Annotated in this window: 17 protein-coding genes and 2 tRNA genes; 10 read left to right on the forward strand and 9 right to left on the reverse strand. The window is 40.9% G+C overall.

Going from position 1 to position 17,934, the window contains the following annotated elements; translation table 11 throughout:
• The coding region (locus BM192_RS15930) for an integrase core domain-containing protein (RefSeq protein WP_074964046.1) at positions 1-269 on the forward strand (269 nt) is incomplete at its 5' end.
• 276 nt (positions 270-545) lie between these two features.
• On the opposite strand, the gene BM192_RS15935 is transcribed toward BM192_RS15930, so the two are convergent.
• The gene (locus tag BM192_RS15935) at positions 546-1,508 is read right to left on the reverse strand and encodes an isopenicillin N synthase family dioxygenase (RefSeq protein ID WP_037438018.1); all 963 of its coding nucleotides are present in this window, start codon (positions 1,506-1,508) and stop codon (positions 546-548) included.
• A 242-nt stretch (positions 1,509-1,750) separates the two neighbouring features.
• Between BM192_RS15935 and msrA the strand changes: the two genes are divergently transcribed.
• Positions 1,751-2,347: a peptide-methionine (S)-S-oxide reductase MsrA gene (msrA, locus tag BM192_RS15940; protein WP_037438019.1), complete on the forward strand. Its 597-nt coding sequence runs from the start codon at positions 1,751-1,753 to the stop codon at positions 2,345-2,347.
• Positions 2,348-2,443: 96 nt separating this feature from the next.
• On the opposite strand, the gene BM192_RS15945 is transcribed toward msrA, so the two are convergent.
• Together BM192_RS15945 and BM192_RS15950 are read right to left on the reverse strand one after the other, a co-directional pair.
• Complete coding sequence (locus BM192_RS15945) at positions 2,444-3,748, reverse strand: SGNH/GDSL hydrolase family protein (protein ID WP_037438021.1); 1,305 nt, start codon at positions 3,746-3,748, stop codon at positions 2,444-2,446.
• A gap of 24 nt (positions 3,749-3,772) precedes the next feature.
• Entirely contained in the window at positions 3,773-4,987 is a 1,215-nt protein-coding gene (locus BM192_RS15950) for an OmpP1/FadL family transporter (protein ID WP_037438022.1), read from the reverse strand.
• Positions 4,988-5,289: 302 nt separating this feature from the next.
• Between BM192_RS15950 and BM192_RS15955 the strand changes: the two genes are divergently transcribed.
• A complete protein-coding gene (locus BM192_RS15955) occupies positions 5,290-5,925 on the forward strand; it encodes an NAD(P)H-dependent oxidoreductase (protein ID WP_037438023.1) in 636 nt (211 codons plus the stop codon).
• Between the two features lie 197 nt (positions 5,926-6,122).
• A complete protein-coding gene (locus BM192_RS15960; RefSeq protein WP_074964047.1) occupies positions 6,123-8,843 on the forward strand; it encodes a hypothetical protein in 2,721 nt (906 codons plus the stop codon).
• A gap of 94 nt (positions 8,844-8,937) precedes the next feature.
• On the opposite strand, the gene BM192_RS15965 is transcribed toward BM192_RS15960, so the two are convergent.
• Positions 8,938-10,530, reverse strand: coding sequence for a PspC domain-containing protein (locus BM192_RS15965; RefSeq protein ID WP_037438024.1), 1,593 nt, complete (start codon positions 10,528-10,530; stop codon positions 8,938-8,940).
• Positions 10,531-10,583: 53 nt separating this feature from the next.
• On the reverse strand, positions 10,584-10,919 hold the full coding sequence (locus BM192_RS15970) for a PadR family transcriptional regulator (RefSeq protein WP_037438025.1): 336 nt from the start codon (positions 10,917-10,919) through the stop codon (positions 10,584-10,586).
• Between the two features lie 338 nt (positions 10,920-11,257).
• On the opposite strand from BM192_RS15970, the gene BM192_RS20975 reads away from it, so the two are divergent.
• Positions 11,258-11,416 (forward strand): hypothetical protein, encoded by a 159-nt coding sequence (locus BM192_RS20975; RefSeq protein WP_157282749.1) that lies wholly within the window; start codon positions 11,258-11,260, stop codon positions 11,414-11,416.
• A gap of 116 nt (positions 11,417-11,532) precedes the next feature.
• Here BM192_RS20975 and BM192_RS15975 read toward each other — a convergent pair whose 3' ends face one another.
• A complete protein-coding gene (locus tag BM192_RS15975; protein WP_037438026.1) occupies positions 11,533-12,675 on the reverse strand; it encodes a putative sensor domain DACNV-containing protein in 1,143 nt (380 codons plus the stop codon).
• 79 nt (positions 12,676-12,754) lie between these two features.
• On the opposite strand from BM192_RS15975, the gene BM192_RS15980 reads away from it, so the two are divergent.
• Entirely contained in the window at positions 12,755-13,063 is a 309-nt protein-coding gene (locus BM192_RS15980) for a hypothetical protein (RefSeq protein WP_037438028.1), read from the forward strand.
• Here BM192_RS15980 and rlmF read toward each other — a convergent pair.
• From rlmF to BM192_RS15995, 3 genes are all read right to left on the reverse strand, one after another.
• Positions 13,060-14,013: a 23S rRNA (adenine(1618)-N(6))-methyltransferase RlmF gene (rlmF, locus tag BM192_RS15985; RefSeq protein WP_037438029.1), complete on the reverse strand. Its 954-nt coding sequence runs from the start codon at positions 14,011-14,013 to the stop codon at positions 13,060-13,062. The two genes, BM192_RS15980 and rlmF, sit on opposite strands and share 4 nt — an antisense overlap.
• Before the next feature lie 37 nt (positions 14,014-14,050).
• Positions 14,051-14,803: an SDR family NAD(P)-dependent oxidoreductase gene (locus BM192_RS15990; RefSeq protein WP_037438030.1), complete on the reverse strand. Its 753-nt coding sequence runs from the start codon at positions 14,801-14,803 to the stop codon at positions 14,051-14,053.
• 126 nt (positions 14,804-14,929) lie between these two features.
• Positions 14,930-16,339 carry a sugar MFS transporter gene (locus tag BM192_RS15995; RefSeq protein WP_037438032.1) on the reverse strand — a complete coding sequence of 470 codons (1,410 nt, stop codon included), beginning with the start codon at positions 16,337-16,339 and terminating at the stop codon, positions 14,930-14,932.
• A 170-nt stretch (positions 16,340-16,509) separates the two neighbouring features.
• Here BM192_RS15995 and BM192_RS16000 point away from each other — a divergent pair, with 170 nt between their 5' ends.
• The 4 genes from BM192_RS16000 (at position 16,510) to BM192_RS16015 (ending at position 17,914) form a co-directional block, all read left to right on the forward strand.
• A complete protein-coding gene (locus BM192_RS16000; RefSeq protein WP_037438034.1) occupies positions 16,510-16,869 on the forward strand; it encodes a diacylglycerol kinase in 360 nt (119 codons plus the stop codon).
• On the forward strand, positions 16,859-17,584 hold the full coding sequence (recO, locus tag BM192_RS16005; RefSeq protein ID WP_037438035.1) for a DNA repair protein RecO: 726 nt from the start codon (positions 16,859-16,861) through the stop codon (positions 17,582-17,584). Before BM192_RS16000 ends, recO begins: the two co-directional genes overlap by 11 nt.
• Before the next feature lie 108 nt (positions 17,585-17,692).
• Positions 17,693-17,770, forward strand: a tRNA-Val gene (locus tag BM192_RS16010).
• Between the two features lie 69 nt (positions 17,771-17,839).
• Positions 17,840-17,914 (forward strand) — tRNA-Val (locus BM192_RS16015).
• Positions 17,915-17,934 lie beyond the last annotated feature (20 nt).

A 17,934-nucleotide genomic window follows, 5' to 3' on the forward strand; every position in this document is an offset into this window, starting at 1 on the left:
GTATGACCGAGAATGGAAGTCCTTATGAAAATGCCATTGCAGAAAGGGTAAACGGGATACTAAAATCAGAATTTGATTTGCATAGCTCAAAAGTTGGTTTTAGGGAAACTACCCAAAAGATAAGAGAAAATATCCAAACCTATAATCAATTAAGGCCCCATGCTAGTTGTGATTATCTAACTCCAGAGCAGGCACACCTGAAACACGGGCCATTGAAAAAAAGATGGAAACCTAAATGGTGCAAACCAAATGAAAAGCAACTTGTATAATTGATACAGGAATAACAAATTTGCGTGTATAGTCTATCTAAAATTAATTCAGTAAACTGTATAGCCATTTCAGGATAAGACAATAGTTATATCATCTTTTGGTTTCATTCGGGTCTTGCTCGGGTTTGTTCACTAAGTACCCACACCATTGCAAATATCAGTAGGGTCTCGTGGGTAATGCATGTTAAATAGCGTGTAATTATAAACCATAAGTCTATTAAAGCAAAAAGCCGGACTCTTTTAAAAGCCCGGCTCTAATATAGTTTAAGCAATTTTTTATTTTTTAAGTCCTATCTCTCTGAGTCTTTCATCAAGATATTCACCTGCAGTCATATCAGTATAAACCTTAGGATGTGCTTCGTCAATACATGAATCCAAACTGGTCAGATCCATATCTGAACGGGGATGCAAAAAGAATGGCACAGAAAAACGAGAAGTTTTCATAAGCTCACGCGGAGGATTAACCACACGGTGCGTCGTAGAACGCAACTTGTTATTAGTTAGGCGCTGCAGCATATCACCTACGTTAACCACGATATCGGAATGATGGGCTTTAATCGGCAACCATTCATTACTTCTTGTTAAAACTTCCAATCCATCTGCACTGGCACCGATTAACAACGTAATTAGATTGATATCTTCGTGTGCGCCTGCCCGAACTGCGTCAGGAGCAATTGCATCTGGATTCTCAATCGGAAAATAATGAATACCGCGGAGAATTGAATTTCCATTATGTACATGCTGGTCAAAATAATCTACAGGCAGTTCCAAATAGGTTGCAATTGCAGAAAGCAGATGCTTACCGTTATCTTCCAGTTTTTTATAAATTTCCGTGGTAATTGAGTTAAATTCCGGGAGCTCTGCCAATACTTCGTTATCCGGATATTGAGCTTTTACCGGATCACCGTCAGTAACGGTCTGGCCAATTTGCCAGAATTCTTTCAAGTCTGCAGTTTTCGCACCTTTTGCAGTCTCCTTACCCGGGCTTGTATAACCCCGTTGTCCTGCAAGCTCCGGCTTTTCATATTGTGCTTTTTGCGCAGGCGACAAACTAAATGCAGCCTTAATCTGCTCATATAACTGATCAATCAGTTCCTGGCTTAGCCCATGGTTTGTAATGGTTACAAAACCAGAATCATTAAATGCCCGGCCAAGTTCGTCGGAAAAATTTTTACGCTCCTGCGATGTTCCGTTAATATAGGATCCCAGATCAAGGGTTGGAATATATGGTGTACTCATAGGTATGTTTTTGAATAGAAACGAAATTAAAAAAGAATTGTGGATAAATATCAGTTTTCAACATTAAAGTCCCGTATTTGATTTACAAACAGGAATTTAAGTTATTAACATTTCAACCACTAATTTTGATTTTATCAGGTAATTGTCAATTTAAGACGATTAAGCCATTCTAGGAAACCAGATGACGAATATGTACGTATAAATCAGTAAAAATCGTTTATTATCGTATAACTCCTATTCACATGAAATATTTAGCCACCATGATTCTTATTCTCTTAGCTTTCGAAGGCGCAGATGCGCAGAGTAAAACACAGAAAGCCACTTTCGGCATGGGTTGTTTTTGGTGTTCGGAAGCTCTTTTTGATCGCCTCGACGGCGTGACTGCAGTACGTTCCGGTTATGAAGGGGGTGCTATACCAAACCCATCCTACGAAGATGTGTGCACTGGTACCACCGGACATGCGGAGGTAATCGAAGTAACTTTTAATCCGGCGAAAATCAAATATGATGAACTGCTCGAAATATTCTGGAAGAGCCATGATCCTACAACGCTAAACCGTCAGGGAGCAGATGTTGGTACACAATACCGTTCTGTAGTCTTCTATAACAGTCCTGAGCAAAAAGCAACTGCAGAAAAATACAAAGCAGAGCTAAACAAGACGATGGCATTTGGTAAACCTGTAGTTACTGAGATCGCAAAGGCACAACCGTTTTATGTTGCGGAAAGCTATCATCAGGATTATTTCGCTAAGAACTCTAATCAACCTTACTGCCGTCTGGTTGTTCAGCCGAAAATAGAAAAGCTGGAAAAAATCTTCAAAGCAAAACTCAAAAAGTAAGCCTTCGAACAACAATAAGCATATCATACAGACAATAAAAAAGAGGGCTTGCATGCAAGCCCTCTTTTTTATTGTCATCTGTCAAAGATTTACAAACTAAGGAAACTTAACTCCTCTGTATTTCGTTACATCAACAATCGGGATACCAGACGCATAAGTTTTATTAATAGATCTTATAAATTCATTAGCTACGATCGCATAACCTAGTGGGGTTAGATGGATGCCATCCAGGGAGAAAATATTACCTGTAATATAAGCAGCACTTACCTCTGCGCCATTTACCATTTTACCGGCAGCGTATTCTTTAAAGATCGCATAGGTATCAACAACCGCCAGCTGCTTGGCCGCAGCAACAGATTTAATGGTTTGGTTATAGTAAGTAACATAATCGGCTACTTTAGCAGCTTCTGCCTCGTCCAGTACATATTGACTTTCTATTGGATTTAAAGGATGTAAACCATACGGAATACCCGATCCGTTTGGTTTCCCCAGAAGGCCTGCTGAAGAGAAGGGAAGAATGAAATAATCTTTAGCAGTTGCCGGCCTGACATCTCCTGCTCCCGTCTTAATATATAGAGATGTTACTGTCGGAGCACTCGCCTGTACACCTTTTAGCAAAGCAGCCAGTGTTACTGTTGTAAAATAAGGTGTGCTCAATACGTCTGGAATAGTTGCGACAACACCTTTTGCACCGTTTGCAGTCATTCTGCTGGCAGCTAAATTATATAGCGCAGTGAATGTTGCTTTATCGGTAGGCTGGTCTGCAGGTGAAGCACCACCCGTAGTCGCATAACCCAGGATATCGTTATTTCCAAGCCAAAGGCTAAAAAATGTAAATGGTTTTTCTGTTACGAAATCAATGTATGCTGTGTTATTAGTCGGAGAGTTTCCCGGAAGGAGGCGTTCGAAATATCCATTCAGGTTACCGTAAGGCTTATAAGTGATCTGGCCCAGTTTTATACCCGGAACCCCATAATTGTTAATTTCGCCGGAATACTTAGTCATCAGGGTGACCTTTCCAAAATCAGGAATAGTAATCACATCCCTAACGGCCTGAGCGGCTACATCTGTTATTACAGGATCGCCGGCTGCGGTAAAGGAAGACAACTTTTTATAACCTGTACCATCAGCCTGTGCGTCGGTAAAGAATGGTGTATAAAATTCTCCCCCGCCAACCGTTTTCATCTGTGTGGCTATCATGCCAGGAAACGAATTTTTCTGCCCATCCAGGTATAAGCCGCCGTCTGCAAATCCAGAAGTCAGAGAATTTCCCACGGCTATATAACGGCTGAAGTCCGCATTGCCCTGAGTTGGAGTAACCGTTTTCAATTCCGGTTTGCAGGATGCCAGCGAAAGCAGCGCTACTGCAAATATACTTTGATATATAATATTCGATTTCATGTTATTTATTGCTGAAGAGATTAACTACCATTTATAAGATAAAGAGATACCAGGGATATACGCGACTGTTTTAAATTCACCGCTTAAGCCTGTTTCAATGTTGGTTTCATTTCTTGCTTTCACGTTTTCATACAGGAAAGAAAAATCAATCTGGAATCTTTCAGACGCTTTATAACCCAGACCTGCACTCAGCAGAATACGGTTTGCATCCGGAACCTCCGGGGTGACATAACCCTTGCCTACCGGTGTAAAGGCATAACCTACACCCGCCCGTAATGCAAGTTTCGATGTCGCCTGATTTTCAATACCCACGCGAAGTGCGGCAGCATCATGATAGTTTCTCGGAGATACCGTGTTCTCGATTCTGTCATTATTATTATAGATAAAGGCGAGCTCTTTATATTTATTCCAGTGCACCCAGTTTGCATCGACAGCAATCGTTGTTTTCGCAGACGGGTAAAATCCTAACCCGATTGAAGTTGTAGCTGGTAAAGGTAAGGCCGCACTGAACTTTGTCGGGAAAGATGACCGTAGTGCATCGGGTACGTTAAAAGTTGCATCACCGTCTTTCACATTCGCAGTAACCTGCGAACGGTGGGTTATACCAATAGAAACTCCAGAAATCGTTTTAATATAAATACCAGCGTTCCAGCCAAAATCATGGGAATCACCCTTTAATTTAACATCTCCCTGTCTACCGTCATTCAATGTCAGCGGAACTGCCCTACGCAAATCGACCTTTCCCATCGAATAAACCAGACCACCACCAATACCGATCTGATCTGTAATTTTTATACTAATTGTAGGCTGCACGTAAATAGCCTGTAAATCCAAAGAGGTAATTGCGTATTTACCCGTCCAGTCTTCCTTCCAGTGCATCGCACCACCAAATGGTGTGTAAATACCCAATCCAAACCTTATCCGGCCCTGAGGGTTACCAAACACAGCATACCCCATGATCGGTGTAGCGATCTTATCCTTATTATACTCTGTTATATTAGAACCGTTTTCACGAAAGGCCGTTTTGAGATACAGCGGACTTATACCCGCCTGAACTCCATTTTTCTCCAGAAAGGAGACAGCCCCCGGATTAAAGAATACAGCTGCTTCGTCCATGGCGACGCCCGTTCCTGCCCCGCCCATTGCAGTTTGTTTCTGTCCCTGCAAGTTGACCTGAAAGGATTGTGCGAAACCCAAAACAGGTAGAACAAGCAGCACACTTAGTAGAATCTTTTTCATATTTGGTTAGAGTTAAAATGAATTGCTGATGATGTATAAAGCTAAAATTCAGCTGTTTTGTTTCATCAGAAACTTAAAAATGATTTTGCAAAGCCATCGTATACGTTATGCATGCATAGTATTACGAGTTTAATAAAAAATCCTCCATGATCCAAATGTTCCATCACATTTATTTTTGGAACTATCATTAGAAAGTAAAATCAGAAAATGAATTCTATCGATTAATATAACATGCATACATTTGTTAACACCGTTAGCTTAACAAGCCAAACTGCTACACTAGAACTCAAAAAATTATTAATATGACTACATTCTCAAACGCCCTTAACTGGCGTTATGCAACAAAAAAAATGAATGGCGAAAAAGTTAGCCAGGATAAGGTAGACCAGATTTTAGAAGCAGCTCACCTGGCTCCAACGTCTTCAGGTCTACAGCCGTTCCGCGTAATTGTTGTAACCAACCCTGCTCTGAAAGCTCAGATCCAGCCAATTGCATTTGGTCAGGCGCAAATTGTAGATTCTTCCCACCTGCTAATTTTCGCAGCATGGGATAATTATACAGAAGAGCGGATCCGTGGCGTATTCTCCCATGCCAACCAGGAACGTGGTTTACCCGATGAAACTCCTGGTGATTATGAGGTCATGCTAACTTCGACCTACACCGTCAGAACCCCGGAAGAGAATTTCCAGCATGCAGCGAGGCAGGCCTATATCGGATTCGGGATGGCCATTGCGCAAGCAGCTTTACTGGAAGTAGATGCAACACCAATGGAAGGATTTAATGGTCCGGAACTGGACAAGTTATTAGGTCTGGAGTCCAAAGGACTACGCAGTGTTACATTATTGCCATTAGGTTACCGCGATCCTGAAGGTGATTGGTTGGTAAAACTGAAAAAAGTACGTACGCCGATGGAAGATTTTGTAATTCATTTTTCTTAAGCTAAAAGAATCCCAGCCTGGAAATACAATGGCATAATTCAGACGTTAATTGGAAAAGAGGAGCCTTTAAAGGGCTCCTTTTTCTTATTTAAGGAATTTGTATATTGTAAAAATATGTTAAACATACCGGACTGATAAGGATGCTCTTACATTAATCAATATCTTAGTCCGGTTAAATCTGTATTATTAAGCCATTCATGAAATACTTTAAAACCTCCTTTGCCTTATTTATACTTTTCCTTTCTCTCGGTTATCAGGCATCTGCACAGCAGGATACGACGATTCTAAAAAACATACTGGACAAGTCTAAAATGATTGCAGAGCAATATCCGGCAGAAAAGGTATACCTGCATTTTGATAAACCTTATTACAGCGTTGCAGATACCTTGTTCTTTAAAGCCTACCTTACTTTCGACCAGAACCTGCCATCAGCACTAAGTAAAATCGTTTATGTCGATGTATTGAATAGTCAGGATTCACTGGTTAAATCTTTAAAGCTTCCGGTGAACAACAGCGTTGCATTCGGTAGCCTGGAGTTGGACATGACTAACTTTAAGCAGGGAAATTACTACGTCAGAGCTTATACACAATGGATGTATAACTCTAGTTCTGACTATTATTTTCATAAGACAATTCCTATAGGAGAAGCTATTGACAAAAAGGTGATTACACACTTTAATTATAAGTCAAGCCAGAGTGACAAGGGGCAGACTATAGATGCGCAGATTCAGTACAAAAATTTAGATAAAATTGCCATGGCCGGTAAACCTGTCAGCTGGTCAGTAACCTCCAATTATGAAGTTATCGGCAGAGGGCGGGGAGTTACAGACCAAAACGGTGTACTTAAGATCTCAATACCGGCTAAAAAGAACCAGGTTATTACGAAAGCTAATCTGGTTACCGATCTGAAAATTAACGATACAGACAATGCTTCTAACACATTTGTCATGAAACCCAAAACCGGGGCCAATGATATTCAGTTTTTCCCTGAAGGCGGAGAACTTATAGAAGGTGTTCCCACACAAATGGCTTTTAAAGCCGTTAATCCAAATGGTCTGGGTATAGATGCCACAGGGATAGTAACTGATGAAAGTGGAAATCAACTCGCAACTTTTAACTCAACTCATCTGGGCATGGGGTCTTTTTATCTCAATACAGAAAAGGGAAGAACCTATAAAGCCGCTATTACCTTTAAAGACGGCACTAAAAAAGTAGTAGAACTTCCAAAATCAAGTACATCAGGAATTACCCTGCAGGCTGTGAATACAAGTCCGGATGTAGTCAATTTTAAAATTGTCGCCAACGATGCCTATTTCCAGGCAAACCAGGGAAAAGGGTTATATATAGTGGCTCAGAACGGAGGCCGTGTTTACTATGCTGCACAATCTAAACTGCAAACACAGGTAACCGCAGCTAAAATTCCTGCTGAAAAATTCCCTTCAGGTATTATACAGCTAACCTTATTCTCCTCAACAGGCGACCCCATAAGCGAGCGAATGATTTTCATTCTGCATCAGAATGCGATGAAGCTTTCAATGAAATCTGATCTGCCTTCTTATAAAGTCAGACAAAAGGTAAAAATGACCATCTCAGCCAAAGATTCAACGCAGAACCTTGCCGGTGATTTCTCGCTGAGTGTAGTCGATCAGCAAAAAGTTCCTGTTGATGAAAATACAGAAACCACTATTGTGAGTTCGTTATTACTTACCTCAGATCTCCAGGGGTTTGTTGAGCGCCCAAATTATTATTTTATAAAAACGGATGCAAAAAAACGGGCAGAGTTAGATATACTAATGCTAACACAAGGGTATCGCCGTTTCTCTTATAAAGATATCCTCGCCAATCGTTTTCCACAGACAACTTATCTTCCTGAGCAAGGTATAAACGTAAGTGGTATTTTAAGAGATAGAACTGGTATGCCTGTGAAAAAGGGTGCATTGAGATTAACGGGGCCGGGAAGAAGTGTCTCAGCAGAAACGTTAACTACTAATTCAGGTATATTTAATTTCAAAAACCTCGTTTTCGAGGATGGTCTGGAGTTACTCTTAAATGCCAAATACAGCGCCAATGGCAGTAATCTGATGATCATGCTGGACGAACAGGCTTTCCCGGAAGTGTCCGGCAATCCTGACGTGGCTACTGAAGTAATGAATATTGACAGTACATTATCAACCTATCTGGATAATAGTAAAAAACAATATAGTAACCTGCGTACACTGAAAGAAGTTCAGATTACAGGCGCCACAGTTAAAAAACCAAGTCATTCAGATCACCCTGCATTAAGTGGTTTAAGCTCCGTTCCCGACCACCAGATTGACGGGGAAAGATTTAAAGACTGTAATGACCTGCTCACCTGTTTAAAAACAATGGCACTGGGCCTGACTTTTGACATAGACAAATTCTATGTTAACCGCGACTATCAGCAAGGAAACAGAACACCGGTTCAAATATTTATTAACGGTGCTCCTGTAGATGCCATTAACTTAAGCTCTGTAATGCCTGGTGAGGTAGAATCTGTCGAGATCTTTTTGAGAGACCAGTTGGGAATTACCTTTAAGAATTATAATGCCAATGGTATCCTGGTAATTAATACCAAGAAAGCCCCGAAATCTAATATGTCATTATCAGACTTGAAAAAAATGCTACCGGAAAACAATACCCTGAAGTTTATTCCAAGAGGTTACACCAAAGTGAGAGAGTTTTACGCACCGAAGTATACGACACAAACGAGTTCCTACACGGGTAATGATCTGAGAACAACTATTTACTGGAATCCTAAAATTCAGACCACCGAAGCTGGAGACACAGTAGTTGAATTCTATAATGCCGATGGTAAAGGTACTTACCGTGCAGTAATTGAAGGCCTGGATAAAAATGGAAACCCTGGTAGATTTATCTACAGGTATACGGTTAAATAAGTAAGCCGGTAATAATAAAAGGCAGTTTCTGATTACCCCCAAAAAGCTAAACACTTATTGGGGGTAATTTTTTTTATGGATAGAACAACATGACTTAGTTCTGGCACCTCAACCCCTCAGCGGTGATTATACCTTTGTAATAATATTCAGTACCGGAATGATCTTCATCGTCACGGCATTCCCATAAAGAATAATTACGGAGATAGCGATCCATTTCAGGATCTATTTTTACTCTTGTACCTTCCGGCAGACGCAAGATCAATTCTACCTGTTGATCTCTCCAATTTGCTTTTTGCATTAACTGCAGTTCAGGACTAAATTGCAGCAGAGAGTCCTGCTGTGTAAAATCATAACGGATCTGCTTAGCCAGGTTTAATGCCTGCTCGAAGCTCCTTCCCTTGGAGCTGTAATTCCGAATCAGCTCCGGCTTACCGCTTTCACTTCTTTCAATCGTTAAGGATACATTCTTTGGTAAAGTAAAAGGACTCTCTTCCAGACTTCTAACCACAGCTCCTGCTTTTTCGGTCGTATCCAGATGGTAACGTAAACTGTCTTCTTTGCTAAAAAACATGCGGGTGTCCATTTTCAAGGTAAATTCAGGATAGCTCTTCAACTCATAATTTCGGGTAAAAGCCGCAGTGTCCTTAAATTCTGTCGTGGTTCTGGCTACATAAAATATGGTGAAAGACAACCCGGCAAGCCAGATAATCAGCATTCCGAAGGAGAGTGCTTTAGGAATTGAAACGGTATTAAAAGCTACCCGTACCGCAAATAGAATCAGCGCCAGTAATGGAATGGCAATTACCACAAACACAGCCAGCAGTAAATTATTAATTTCAGCAGCATCAACTAAAGTAAAAGGAAAGAAGCTATTCAATCCAGTGTTCCAAAACCCCATAGATGCAGCCAGTGCCCCTATTGTCGCCAGAAAGGCAATTGAACTGAAAATCATAATCAAGATCGCAATAATCTGAAGTAATTTCTTTCCAGTACCTTTCAGGAAAATGTCCATGACCTCAATAAATTCGGTGATAAACGTACCCGAACGTTTAACCATTGGCTGGATATGTGCATTGGCGTGTTGCAGATTATCCTTCAACTGGGCCATTTCCTGGTCAAAATTCCTTTTGAACCCTTTCAGATTAACGGCTTCACCTTTCATTGCCATTCTTTCCGATCGGCTATGTGCCTTAGGGATCGTAATCCAGAGAATCAGATAAGCTAATATGCCGGATCCTCCCATCAAAGCAGTGATCACAGCGATTACCCTTAATATACTAACGTCTATTTTGAGATAATAACTTAAGCCGGAACAGACACCTGAAATCATCGCATCTTCTGTATCTCTATAGATCCTGCGTTCGCCAAAAACAGGTCTTTCTTCTTTGTCAGCAGTAAATACAGGTTGTTCTTCCTCTTCAGCATCTCCGAAATCACTTACGGACCCCATTAAACCAGTTACGACTTCGACGTCTTCTTTTTGAATAACTTGTTTGTGCTGTGCCTGCAAAATATCGGCAAACATTTCTGCGATTCTGTTCTCAATATCTTTTACAATCTCAAAATCGTCAGCACTTTTCCCAAAATGCTGCTTAACAGCGATCAGATATTGTGTGAGTATTTCATAGGCATCCTCCTCGATGTGAATAATGGAGTTCCCTATATTAATATTTAATGTCTTCTTCATCGGAATATATTTGTTTATGTCTTATTAATGTTTAGCCTGTTATCTATGGGGGCTTAGGATAGTGAAGCATTTTTTGCGTGATCAATAGCAAACGAGAGCTCCTGCCATGTCCCATCCAACTGCCCGAGTATTGCCGTGCCCTCGGGTGTTAGTACATAGTACTTTCTCGGAGGTCCGGAAGTCGATTCTACCCAGTTATAGCTGAGTAAGCCATTGTTTTTCAGTCGTGTTAATAATGGGTAAAGCGTTCCTTCCACAACCAACAGCTTGGCAGCTCTTAATTCTGCGATAATGTCCGAGGCGTATATCTCTCCTTTTGAGATAATCAGGAGCACACAATATTCAAGTATGCCCTTGCGCATTTGTGTTTGTGTATTTTCTGCAATCATAATACAAAGATATATGCTTTGTATAGTAATATGCAATACATAGTACTATATGAATACAAAATATAAATACAATTATTTGATAATCAGTGAAATAAAATTTGAATCAATAACTCATTTGATTAAAAATCATGGAAATTACATTAGAAAAATCCTTTTTTTAAATCCGAATTAAGAAATATTAGAGAAAAATTACTGAATTGAAGAATGATATTTAAGGAAATTAAGAGCTGGAAATAACAGGAATGTCATAGAAAAATTTAAATATCAACATCTTAGCAGATTCAAAGATTTTGGCGCACAGTTTGTTTATTCTTGATTGTACCTTTAAGAATTCGCTTATGTTAGTGAAATTAAGTTTATTATTTCCCCCTTTAGCCAGAAAGGACCGATCAGCAGAAAAAGCTGCATTAACCAAGAAACAATGGATCAATGCAGACCGGATAGTTATGCTTCTATTATTCCTGGGAGTGATTGCCGGAGCCATTTTATTTTCCTGAAACGGGACATAAGTCTTAAGATATAGTACTTATTTTTTTTAAGCGTTTGGAGACCCAAACGCTTTTTTTGTGTCTTATTTTCAGTCCATTAAGATTAAATGGACACAAAACATATTTTAAAGTAGTAACGTGTCAATACGATGTGCCTGAACGCGGCTCTGCAGGGTAGACCAGGAGTAAATGGTGAAGTGCCCATCCTGTGAAGCCACCAGCGCAATTGCACCATTCTGATCGTGAATAAACTGAGCGGCAGATAAATGTCTCGTTCCGCCAACTTTGGCTGGATGAATAAGGACAGCATCACCGCCGGCAATTGGCTCCATAAAGGATAGTTCCTCCACTGGTTCCTTTCCTTTTGCCCGCCCGATTTTAGCACCAAACGCGAGCAGTTCATAATCCGAAGTAATCACTGTCGCGCCGTCTACTGCAGTAAGTCCTGCCAGATGTTCCACTTCTCTTTTAAGTGCCGTCTGCCAAAAGATCTGACTTGCTTCCTTACGATCCTGCCTCAGCAAGTTTGACAGTCCGCCAAAAGCCGGCTGAACCCCGTATTGGATTGGCTTGATGATAGATTGCAACCAATTATTATTATCGCCCGGTACAACCAGTAAAGTGCCTCCACGCTGGTGCGACCTCATAGATACGGCGAGCTGGATCAATACATTAACGGTATCATTCCAATACGATGGCGCAGTAAGGTCAAGCAGGGAGAGCAGCATAGGCGGGCTGTCCGGAACATTAGCAGAGTTAGTATCTACAATTTTAATCTGATCTCCTTTAAGTACCGCAAGGTTCGTAAATTTACCGAATCCATATATTCTGCGGTGCTTAATAACCAGCAAAGCTGGTTCCGAAACGTCAAGAACAAAACAAAAATTAGGAATACTTGTGGTGGTTCCCCAGATGAATAACTCACCTTCTTCCTCCCAGATTCCAATATGGATACCAGCACGTTCCACTCCGGGTGCTATTTTAGTTAGTACCGCAGGATTAAGCGGAAGCCGCTGTTTAAACAACAAGGGATTTCCCGCCTGCGCGGGAGATAGAAAAGCAAGGGATATTTTAGGAGAATGTCCCTCTTCTTTCCGGATACTGGCCCAGAAAGTCACATCAATTATAGTCTCGACAATTTGTGCGGAGGGCAGCGGAGCCAGATCTTCTTCCCCGTTATCCCTGGCTTTCGCGAGGTGCTGCGCAAAAATAGCTTCTACTTTAGGAGCAATAATTCTGGCGGCCTGATACGTGGTTTTATCGAACATGGTTTAAAGTTAAGATATTAATTTGTGCTTCAAAATTTTTAGTTTTACCGGATCAGCAAGTCATTTCAGCATTATAAACATGATCTACGCCAATAAAAAAGTACAGGAGTCGCCTAATCAGGCCGCACAACATGCAAAAATCATCGATACTATGCTCCAGCTTCAGGAAAAGGAATTTGTGCGTATCGAAGGACAAACCGTTTGGCTCAGATCCAATCTGTGGAAGAACGTACTGCTTGCCCAAAACTGGATGAAATGTGCCCATATTTACTGTAACCTGATTCTGAAATATAATAAAAAATCCCCATTGGAGTTTAGGGATATTGAAACCGATGCAGTGATCGGTAAATTAAACGGAAAACAGGTGAAGGTATTACTCTTTCACTAACTTTTTTTAGTCAGCCTTTTTACACGCCAGTCCTCCAATTCTGGATCGTTAAGAAATGTCCAGGCTATAAATCTGCTTTGTTTCTGCCCTTGTGACATCGAAACCGTTTCAACCCTTGTCGCCCCTGCTCTTTCCAAAGCGGCATATAAAGGTGGAAGGTTCGCGCTTTTTGACACCAGGGAACTAAACATACAGCACTGATTTGCGTATTCTTTGCTTTCGGTAATCATATTACGGACAAATTCCAACTCACCGCCTTTGCACCAAAGTTCTGATTGCTGACCACCAAAATTTAATACAGGCACAGTTTTCTTGCCTTTACTCAGATTTTGCACCTTTCTTTTAGACCCCGCCAATGCTTCTTCTGCCGACGCGTGAAAAGGTGGATTACAAAGGGTAAGATCAAACAGTTCTCCAGGTTTAAAGATTCCCTTGAAGATAGCGGAAGGATAATGCTGCAGTCTGAAGTTTAAATCATGCTGCAATACTGGATTTAAAGCGGCAATATTTTCGGCTGAATGAATAGCTTTTTTATCTATATCTGTTCCCGTAAATGACCATCCATACACTTGATGCCCAATGATAGGATAAATACAGTTCGCACCTGTACCGATATCCAATATTTTGATTTGTTTACCGCGAGGGACTTCACCCCCATTTAGTGCAGCAAGCAGATCTGCCAGATAATGAATGTAATCGGCCCTTCCCGGAATCGGTGGACACAAATAGTTTGCAGGGATATCCCATTCCTGCAATCCATAAAAATGCATAAGCAAAGATTTGTTCAGCATTTTGACAGCTTCAGGATCAGAAAAATTTATAGATAGATCGCCATAAGGATTTTCTGAAACGTACTTCTCCAACTCAGGAGAGGTTTGAATTAATTCTGGAAAATCATACCTGGAACGGTGAAGATTTCTAGGATGGAGGGAGTTTTTTTCAATAGACATAAAATAACGCTTACCCAAAGGTAAGCGTTAATCTTATTTATTGGGCAAGATATCCGCCATCTGCTGCATAATAAGCTCCTGTAACGAAGGAAGCTTTATCTGAAGCAAGCCATAATACGAGCTCTGCAATTTCTTTGGATTCACCCAGGCGGCCAACCGGATGCAGCTGCACCAGATTATCCATTTGCTCCGGAGTGAGGTGTTTAGTGATTAATGGGGTCCGGATATATCCGGGGCCTACGGAGTTGACCCTGATATTCTGCTCTCCATATTCCAGCGCAGCAGATTTTGTTAAACCTACAACTCCATGCTTGGCCGCTACATAGGCACCTGATAACTTGGTGCCCACCTGCCCTAAGATGGAAGCCATGTTAATGATACTTCCGCCTCCGTGCTCGAGCATTGCCGGAATCTGATATCTCAGGCCATAGAAGACGCCGGAGAGATTAATGGCAATTACCTTATCCCAGCCGTCAACCGGATACTCTCCTGTCCGGGCTGCAGGTCCACCGATACCGGCGTTGTTTACAGCGATATGTAATGCACCGAACTGTTCGATTGTAATTTTAACTAATTTTTCATTGTCTTCTGGCTTTGAGGTATCAGCCTGCACAAAAATTGCATCTGCCCCCTGCGACTTAAGTTCTGCGACAACGCGTTCTCCATTTTCCTGGTCGACATCAGATACAACAACCTTGGCGCCAGCCTCAGCAAAAATATGGGCGACGGCTTCTCCGATACCGGAGGCAGCACCTGTAACTATAGCTACTTTATTCTCTAATAATTTCATGGATCTTAATTATGATTGTATTCTAAAAGAATAACAAATTAGAGTTCGAAAGGTTCCATAAAACAGAAGAGCCTGTTCAACTTTCATTGACCAGGCTCTTCTCACGCGTTTCCGCTATATAACTTTTTAATGGTTTACATTCACTTTCAGATCGGGGTCTACTTTAACCTTTTTCATACAGTATAATCCAAAGATCAGGATGTAAATATAGCAGGCAACAGGAATAAAGAAGGAATCCTGTATACCGGCAGAATCGGCAAGACTTCCTTGTACCAAAGGTAAGATTGCACCACCTAAAATAGCCATTACCAGTAACGAAGATCCCTGACTCACATATTTACCTAATCCGGCAATAGAAAGGGTATAGATATTAGAGAACATAATCGAATTGAATAATCCAATACCTAAAATTGGATACACTGCCATCTCACCTTTACTAAAAATAGAAACAAGTAGTAAGATCACGTTAACTACGGCAAACAACACCAATGTGCGTGCAGGTGCAGAGCGGCCTACAAAGAATGCCAGGATATTTAATACGATAAATACAAGGAAGAAACTCGTCTGTGCAAAAGTGAGGTCGACGATGCTAAAAATAACCAGGTAAACTACCGCTGCCGCGACTATCATATAAAGTATCTTTTTAGCCTGTGCCAGATTACTTAATGAAATCGCGCCCAGGAAACGACCAATCATAGCACCCCCCCAGAATAAAGCGAGATAGTTTTTACTAACAACTTCTGGCAGGCCCATTGTATCGGGTTTCTCCATAAATGCAATTAATAAACTTCCGATACCAACCTCGGCACCTACATAACAGAAGATACCTACGACACCTAATTTCAGTTGAGGGAATTTTAAAGCACCCAATCCTCTTTCTTCTTCTGCATCAGTACTGAACGAAGGCAATTTAACCTGGCTGATCACTATAGCTAGTAAAACCAGGATACCTGCGAAAATAAGGTAGGGAATTCGCGTAGAATCTGCAGTAACCTGTCCGTTCTGAGTGAACAGCGTAAAAATCAGGTGACCACCAAGTACCGGAGCGATTGTAGTTCCGAATGAATTGAAAGCTTGCGTAAGGTTTAATCTGCTGGACGCACCTTCTTCATCTCCAAGAAGCGTAACATAAGCGTTTGCGGTAATCTGCAAAATAGTAAAGCCCAGTCCTAGAACGAACAAAGCCGTTAGAAAAATACCGTAAACAGAGAATGATGCCGCAGGGTAGAAAAGACAGCAACCTACTGCCGATAATAACACGCCGGCAATAATTCCTTTTTTATAACCTACTTTATTAACAGGGTCACCTTTATAATAAGAGATCATAAAATAGATTACTGATCCGATAAAGTAAGCGCCAAAGAAAGCAAACTGAACCAGCATGGACTGCTGGAAATTCAATTGAAACTGCTGTTTCAGATGCGGAATAAGTATATCATTCATGCAGGTAATAAATCCCCACATAAAGAACAGCAGGGTCATAGTAATCATTGGGATAACAGAGCTTGGTTTTTTTTCGGCTAACTTACTTTCCATATTGGATTGAATCGTTGAAATTGATAATTATTTAATATTAATTAAGAAGAACGGAGCTTTCTAAACGTGCTTCAGGCTTCTATAATTGGAGGCACAAGGTACAAAATGACCTATTCATCTCATATAGCAAATATGCTTATTAATTTATATGTTTGACCAATATTTATGCTATGCACAAATTCATCAAAGGTTTTGGCTATGCATTCTCCGGAATTGCTTATACCGTCCGCACCCAGCTTAACTTCAGATTTCATCTTTTTGCAGCAGCTGCAATTATTTTAGCTGGCTGGTTTCTGAAAATCAGTACGGCTGAATGGTTCTCGGTAATATTAGTAAGTGGCTTAGTACTCTGTACAGAACTCATGAACACAGCAATTGAGGTTCTGGTTAACCTGGTATCTCCGGATTACAACGAGAAAGCCGGGCGTGTAAAGGATATAGCTGCCGGCGCTGTACTGATAGCTGCTGTTATTGCAATCCTGACAGGTGCGGTTATTTTCATTCCAAAAATCATCTGCTATGTTGTATAAGACGCGTGGAATAGTACTAAAAACGACACTTTACAGCGAAACCAGTGTGGTGGTACAAATGTTCACGGAGAAATTCGGTATCCAGTCTTATATGATCAACGGCGTGAAAAAACCGAAAGCAAAGATCAGGATGAATATGCTTCAATCTCTTCATCTGGCGGATCTGGTCGTGTACCATAAGCCCAATATCGGGATTCAGCGGATTTCAGAACTGCTGCCTACCCCGGTATTCCGCAGCATCCCTTATGATCTGATTAAAAGTGCAATGATCATATTCCTGAATGAAGTGCTGTATAAAAGTATCCGGCAACAGCATGCAGATGAGCATTTATTTAATTACATCTTTAACTCATTGTGCTGGATTGATGAAACGGCACAGGCAAATCCGAGTTTTCACCTCGCTTTTTTATTGAAATTGACCAGGTTTCTTGGTTTCGCGCCAAGTATGGAGCATAAAACAGATCAAAGTTACTTCGACCTACAAGAAGGTGAATTTAAATCCCTCCCTCCTTTACACCCGTATTTTATTCAGAAAAAGGAGGCTTTACTGTTTATTCAGCTTTTCACAACCTCTTTCGAAAATTTAAATGAGATAAAAATAGATAATGCCACCCGGAGAATTATCCTTGATAAAATACTGGTTTACTACAACTTACATACTGCTTCTTTTGGAGAAATTAAATCTCATCAAATCCTGGAAGATGTTCTCTCTTAAAAATATTAAAAAAGTTTTGGTGTTTTAAATTAGAGGTGTATATTTGCACTCCCAACAACGGGGAATAGCTTGCTCAGCTAGCCAAAAGGCGCAAAGAGCAGAACCAAGGGGAGATTAGCTCAGCTGGTTCAGAGCACCTGCCTTACAAGCAGGGGGTCACTGGTTCGAACCCAGTATCTCCCACCAAATAAATAACCGAAAGGTAATTATTTAAATCAGGACAGCCGGTCCTGTATAATAAATGGCAGAACCAAAGGGAGATTAGCTCAGCTGGTTCAGAGCACCTGCCTTACAAGCAGGGGGTCACTGGTTCGAACCCAGTATCTCCCACAAAAAAACCTTTCAGAATC

The organism is Pedobacter antarcticus (assembly GCF_900112985.1).
In the GTDB taxonomy this organism is placed as follows: Bacteria; Bacteroidota; Bacteroidia; order Sphingobacteriales; family Sphingobacteriaceae; genus Pedobacter; species Pedobacter antarcticus.

Bases quoted from the DNA above. Each gene is read 5' to 3' on its own strand.
- BM192_RS16000 (WP_037438034.1), top strand. From the start codon at position 16,510: ATGCACAAATTCATCAAAGGTTTTGGCTATGCATTCTCCGGAATTGCT.
- msrA (WP_037438019.1), top strand. From the start codon at position 1,751: ATGAAATATTTAGCCACCATGATTCTTATTCTCTTAGCTTTCGAAGGC.
- BM192_RS15965 (WP_037438024.1), bottom strand. From the start codon at position 10,530: ATGAAGAAGACATTAAATATTAATATAGGGAACTCCATTATTCACATC.
- BM192_RS15955 (WP_037438023.1), top strand. From the start codon at position 5,290: ATGACTACATTCTCAAACGCCCTTAACTGGCGTTATGCAACAAAAAAA.
- BM192_RS15980 (WP_037438028.1), top strand. From the start codon at position 12,755: ATGATCTACGCCAATAAAAAAGTACAGGAGTCGCCTAATCAGGCCGCA.
- BM192_RS15935 (WP_037438018.1), bottom strand. From the start codon at position 1,508: ATGAGTACACCATATATTCCAACCCTTGATCTGGGATCCTATATTAAC.
- BM192_RS15945 (WP_037438021.1), bottom strand. From the start codon at position 3,748: ATGAAATCGAATATTATATATCAAAGTATATTTGCAGTAGCGCTGCTT.
- BM192_RS15995 (WP_037438032.1), bottom strand. From the start codon at position 16,339: ATGGAAAGTAAGTTAGCCGAAAAAAAACCAAGCTCTGTTATCCCAATG.
- BM192_RS15975 (WP_037438026.1), bottom strand. From the start codon at position 12,675: ATGTTCGATAAAACCACGTATCAGGCCGCCAGAATTATTGCTCCTAAA.
- BM192_RS15950 (WP_037438022.1), bottom strand. From the start codon at position 4,987: ATGAAAAAGATTCTACTAAGTGTGCTGCTTGTTCTACCTGTTTTGGGT.
- BM192_RS15960 (WP_074964047.1), top strand. From the start codon at position 6,123: ATGAAATACTTTAAAACCTCCTTTGCCTTATTTATACTTTTCCTTTCT.
- recO (WP_037438035.1), top strand. From the start codon at position 16,859: ATGTTGTATAAGACGCGTGGAATAGTACTAAAAACGACACTTTACAGC.
- BM192_RS15990 (WP_037438030.1), bottom strand. From the start codon at position 14,803: ATGAAATTATTAGAGAATAAAGTAGCTATAGTTACAGGTGCTGCCTCC.
- BM192_RS20975 (WP_157282749.1), top strand. From the start codon at position 11,258: ATGTTAGTGAAATTAAGTTTATTATTTCCCCCTTTAGCCAGAAAGGAC.
- BM192_RS15970 (WP_037438025.1), bottom strand. From the start codon at position 10,919: ATGATTGCAGAAAATACACAAACACAAATGCGCAAGGGCATACTTGAA.
- rlmF (WP_037438029.1), bottom strand. From the start codon at position 14,013: ATGTCTATTGAAAAAAACTCCCTCCATCCTAGAAATCTTCACCGTTCC.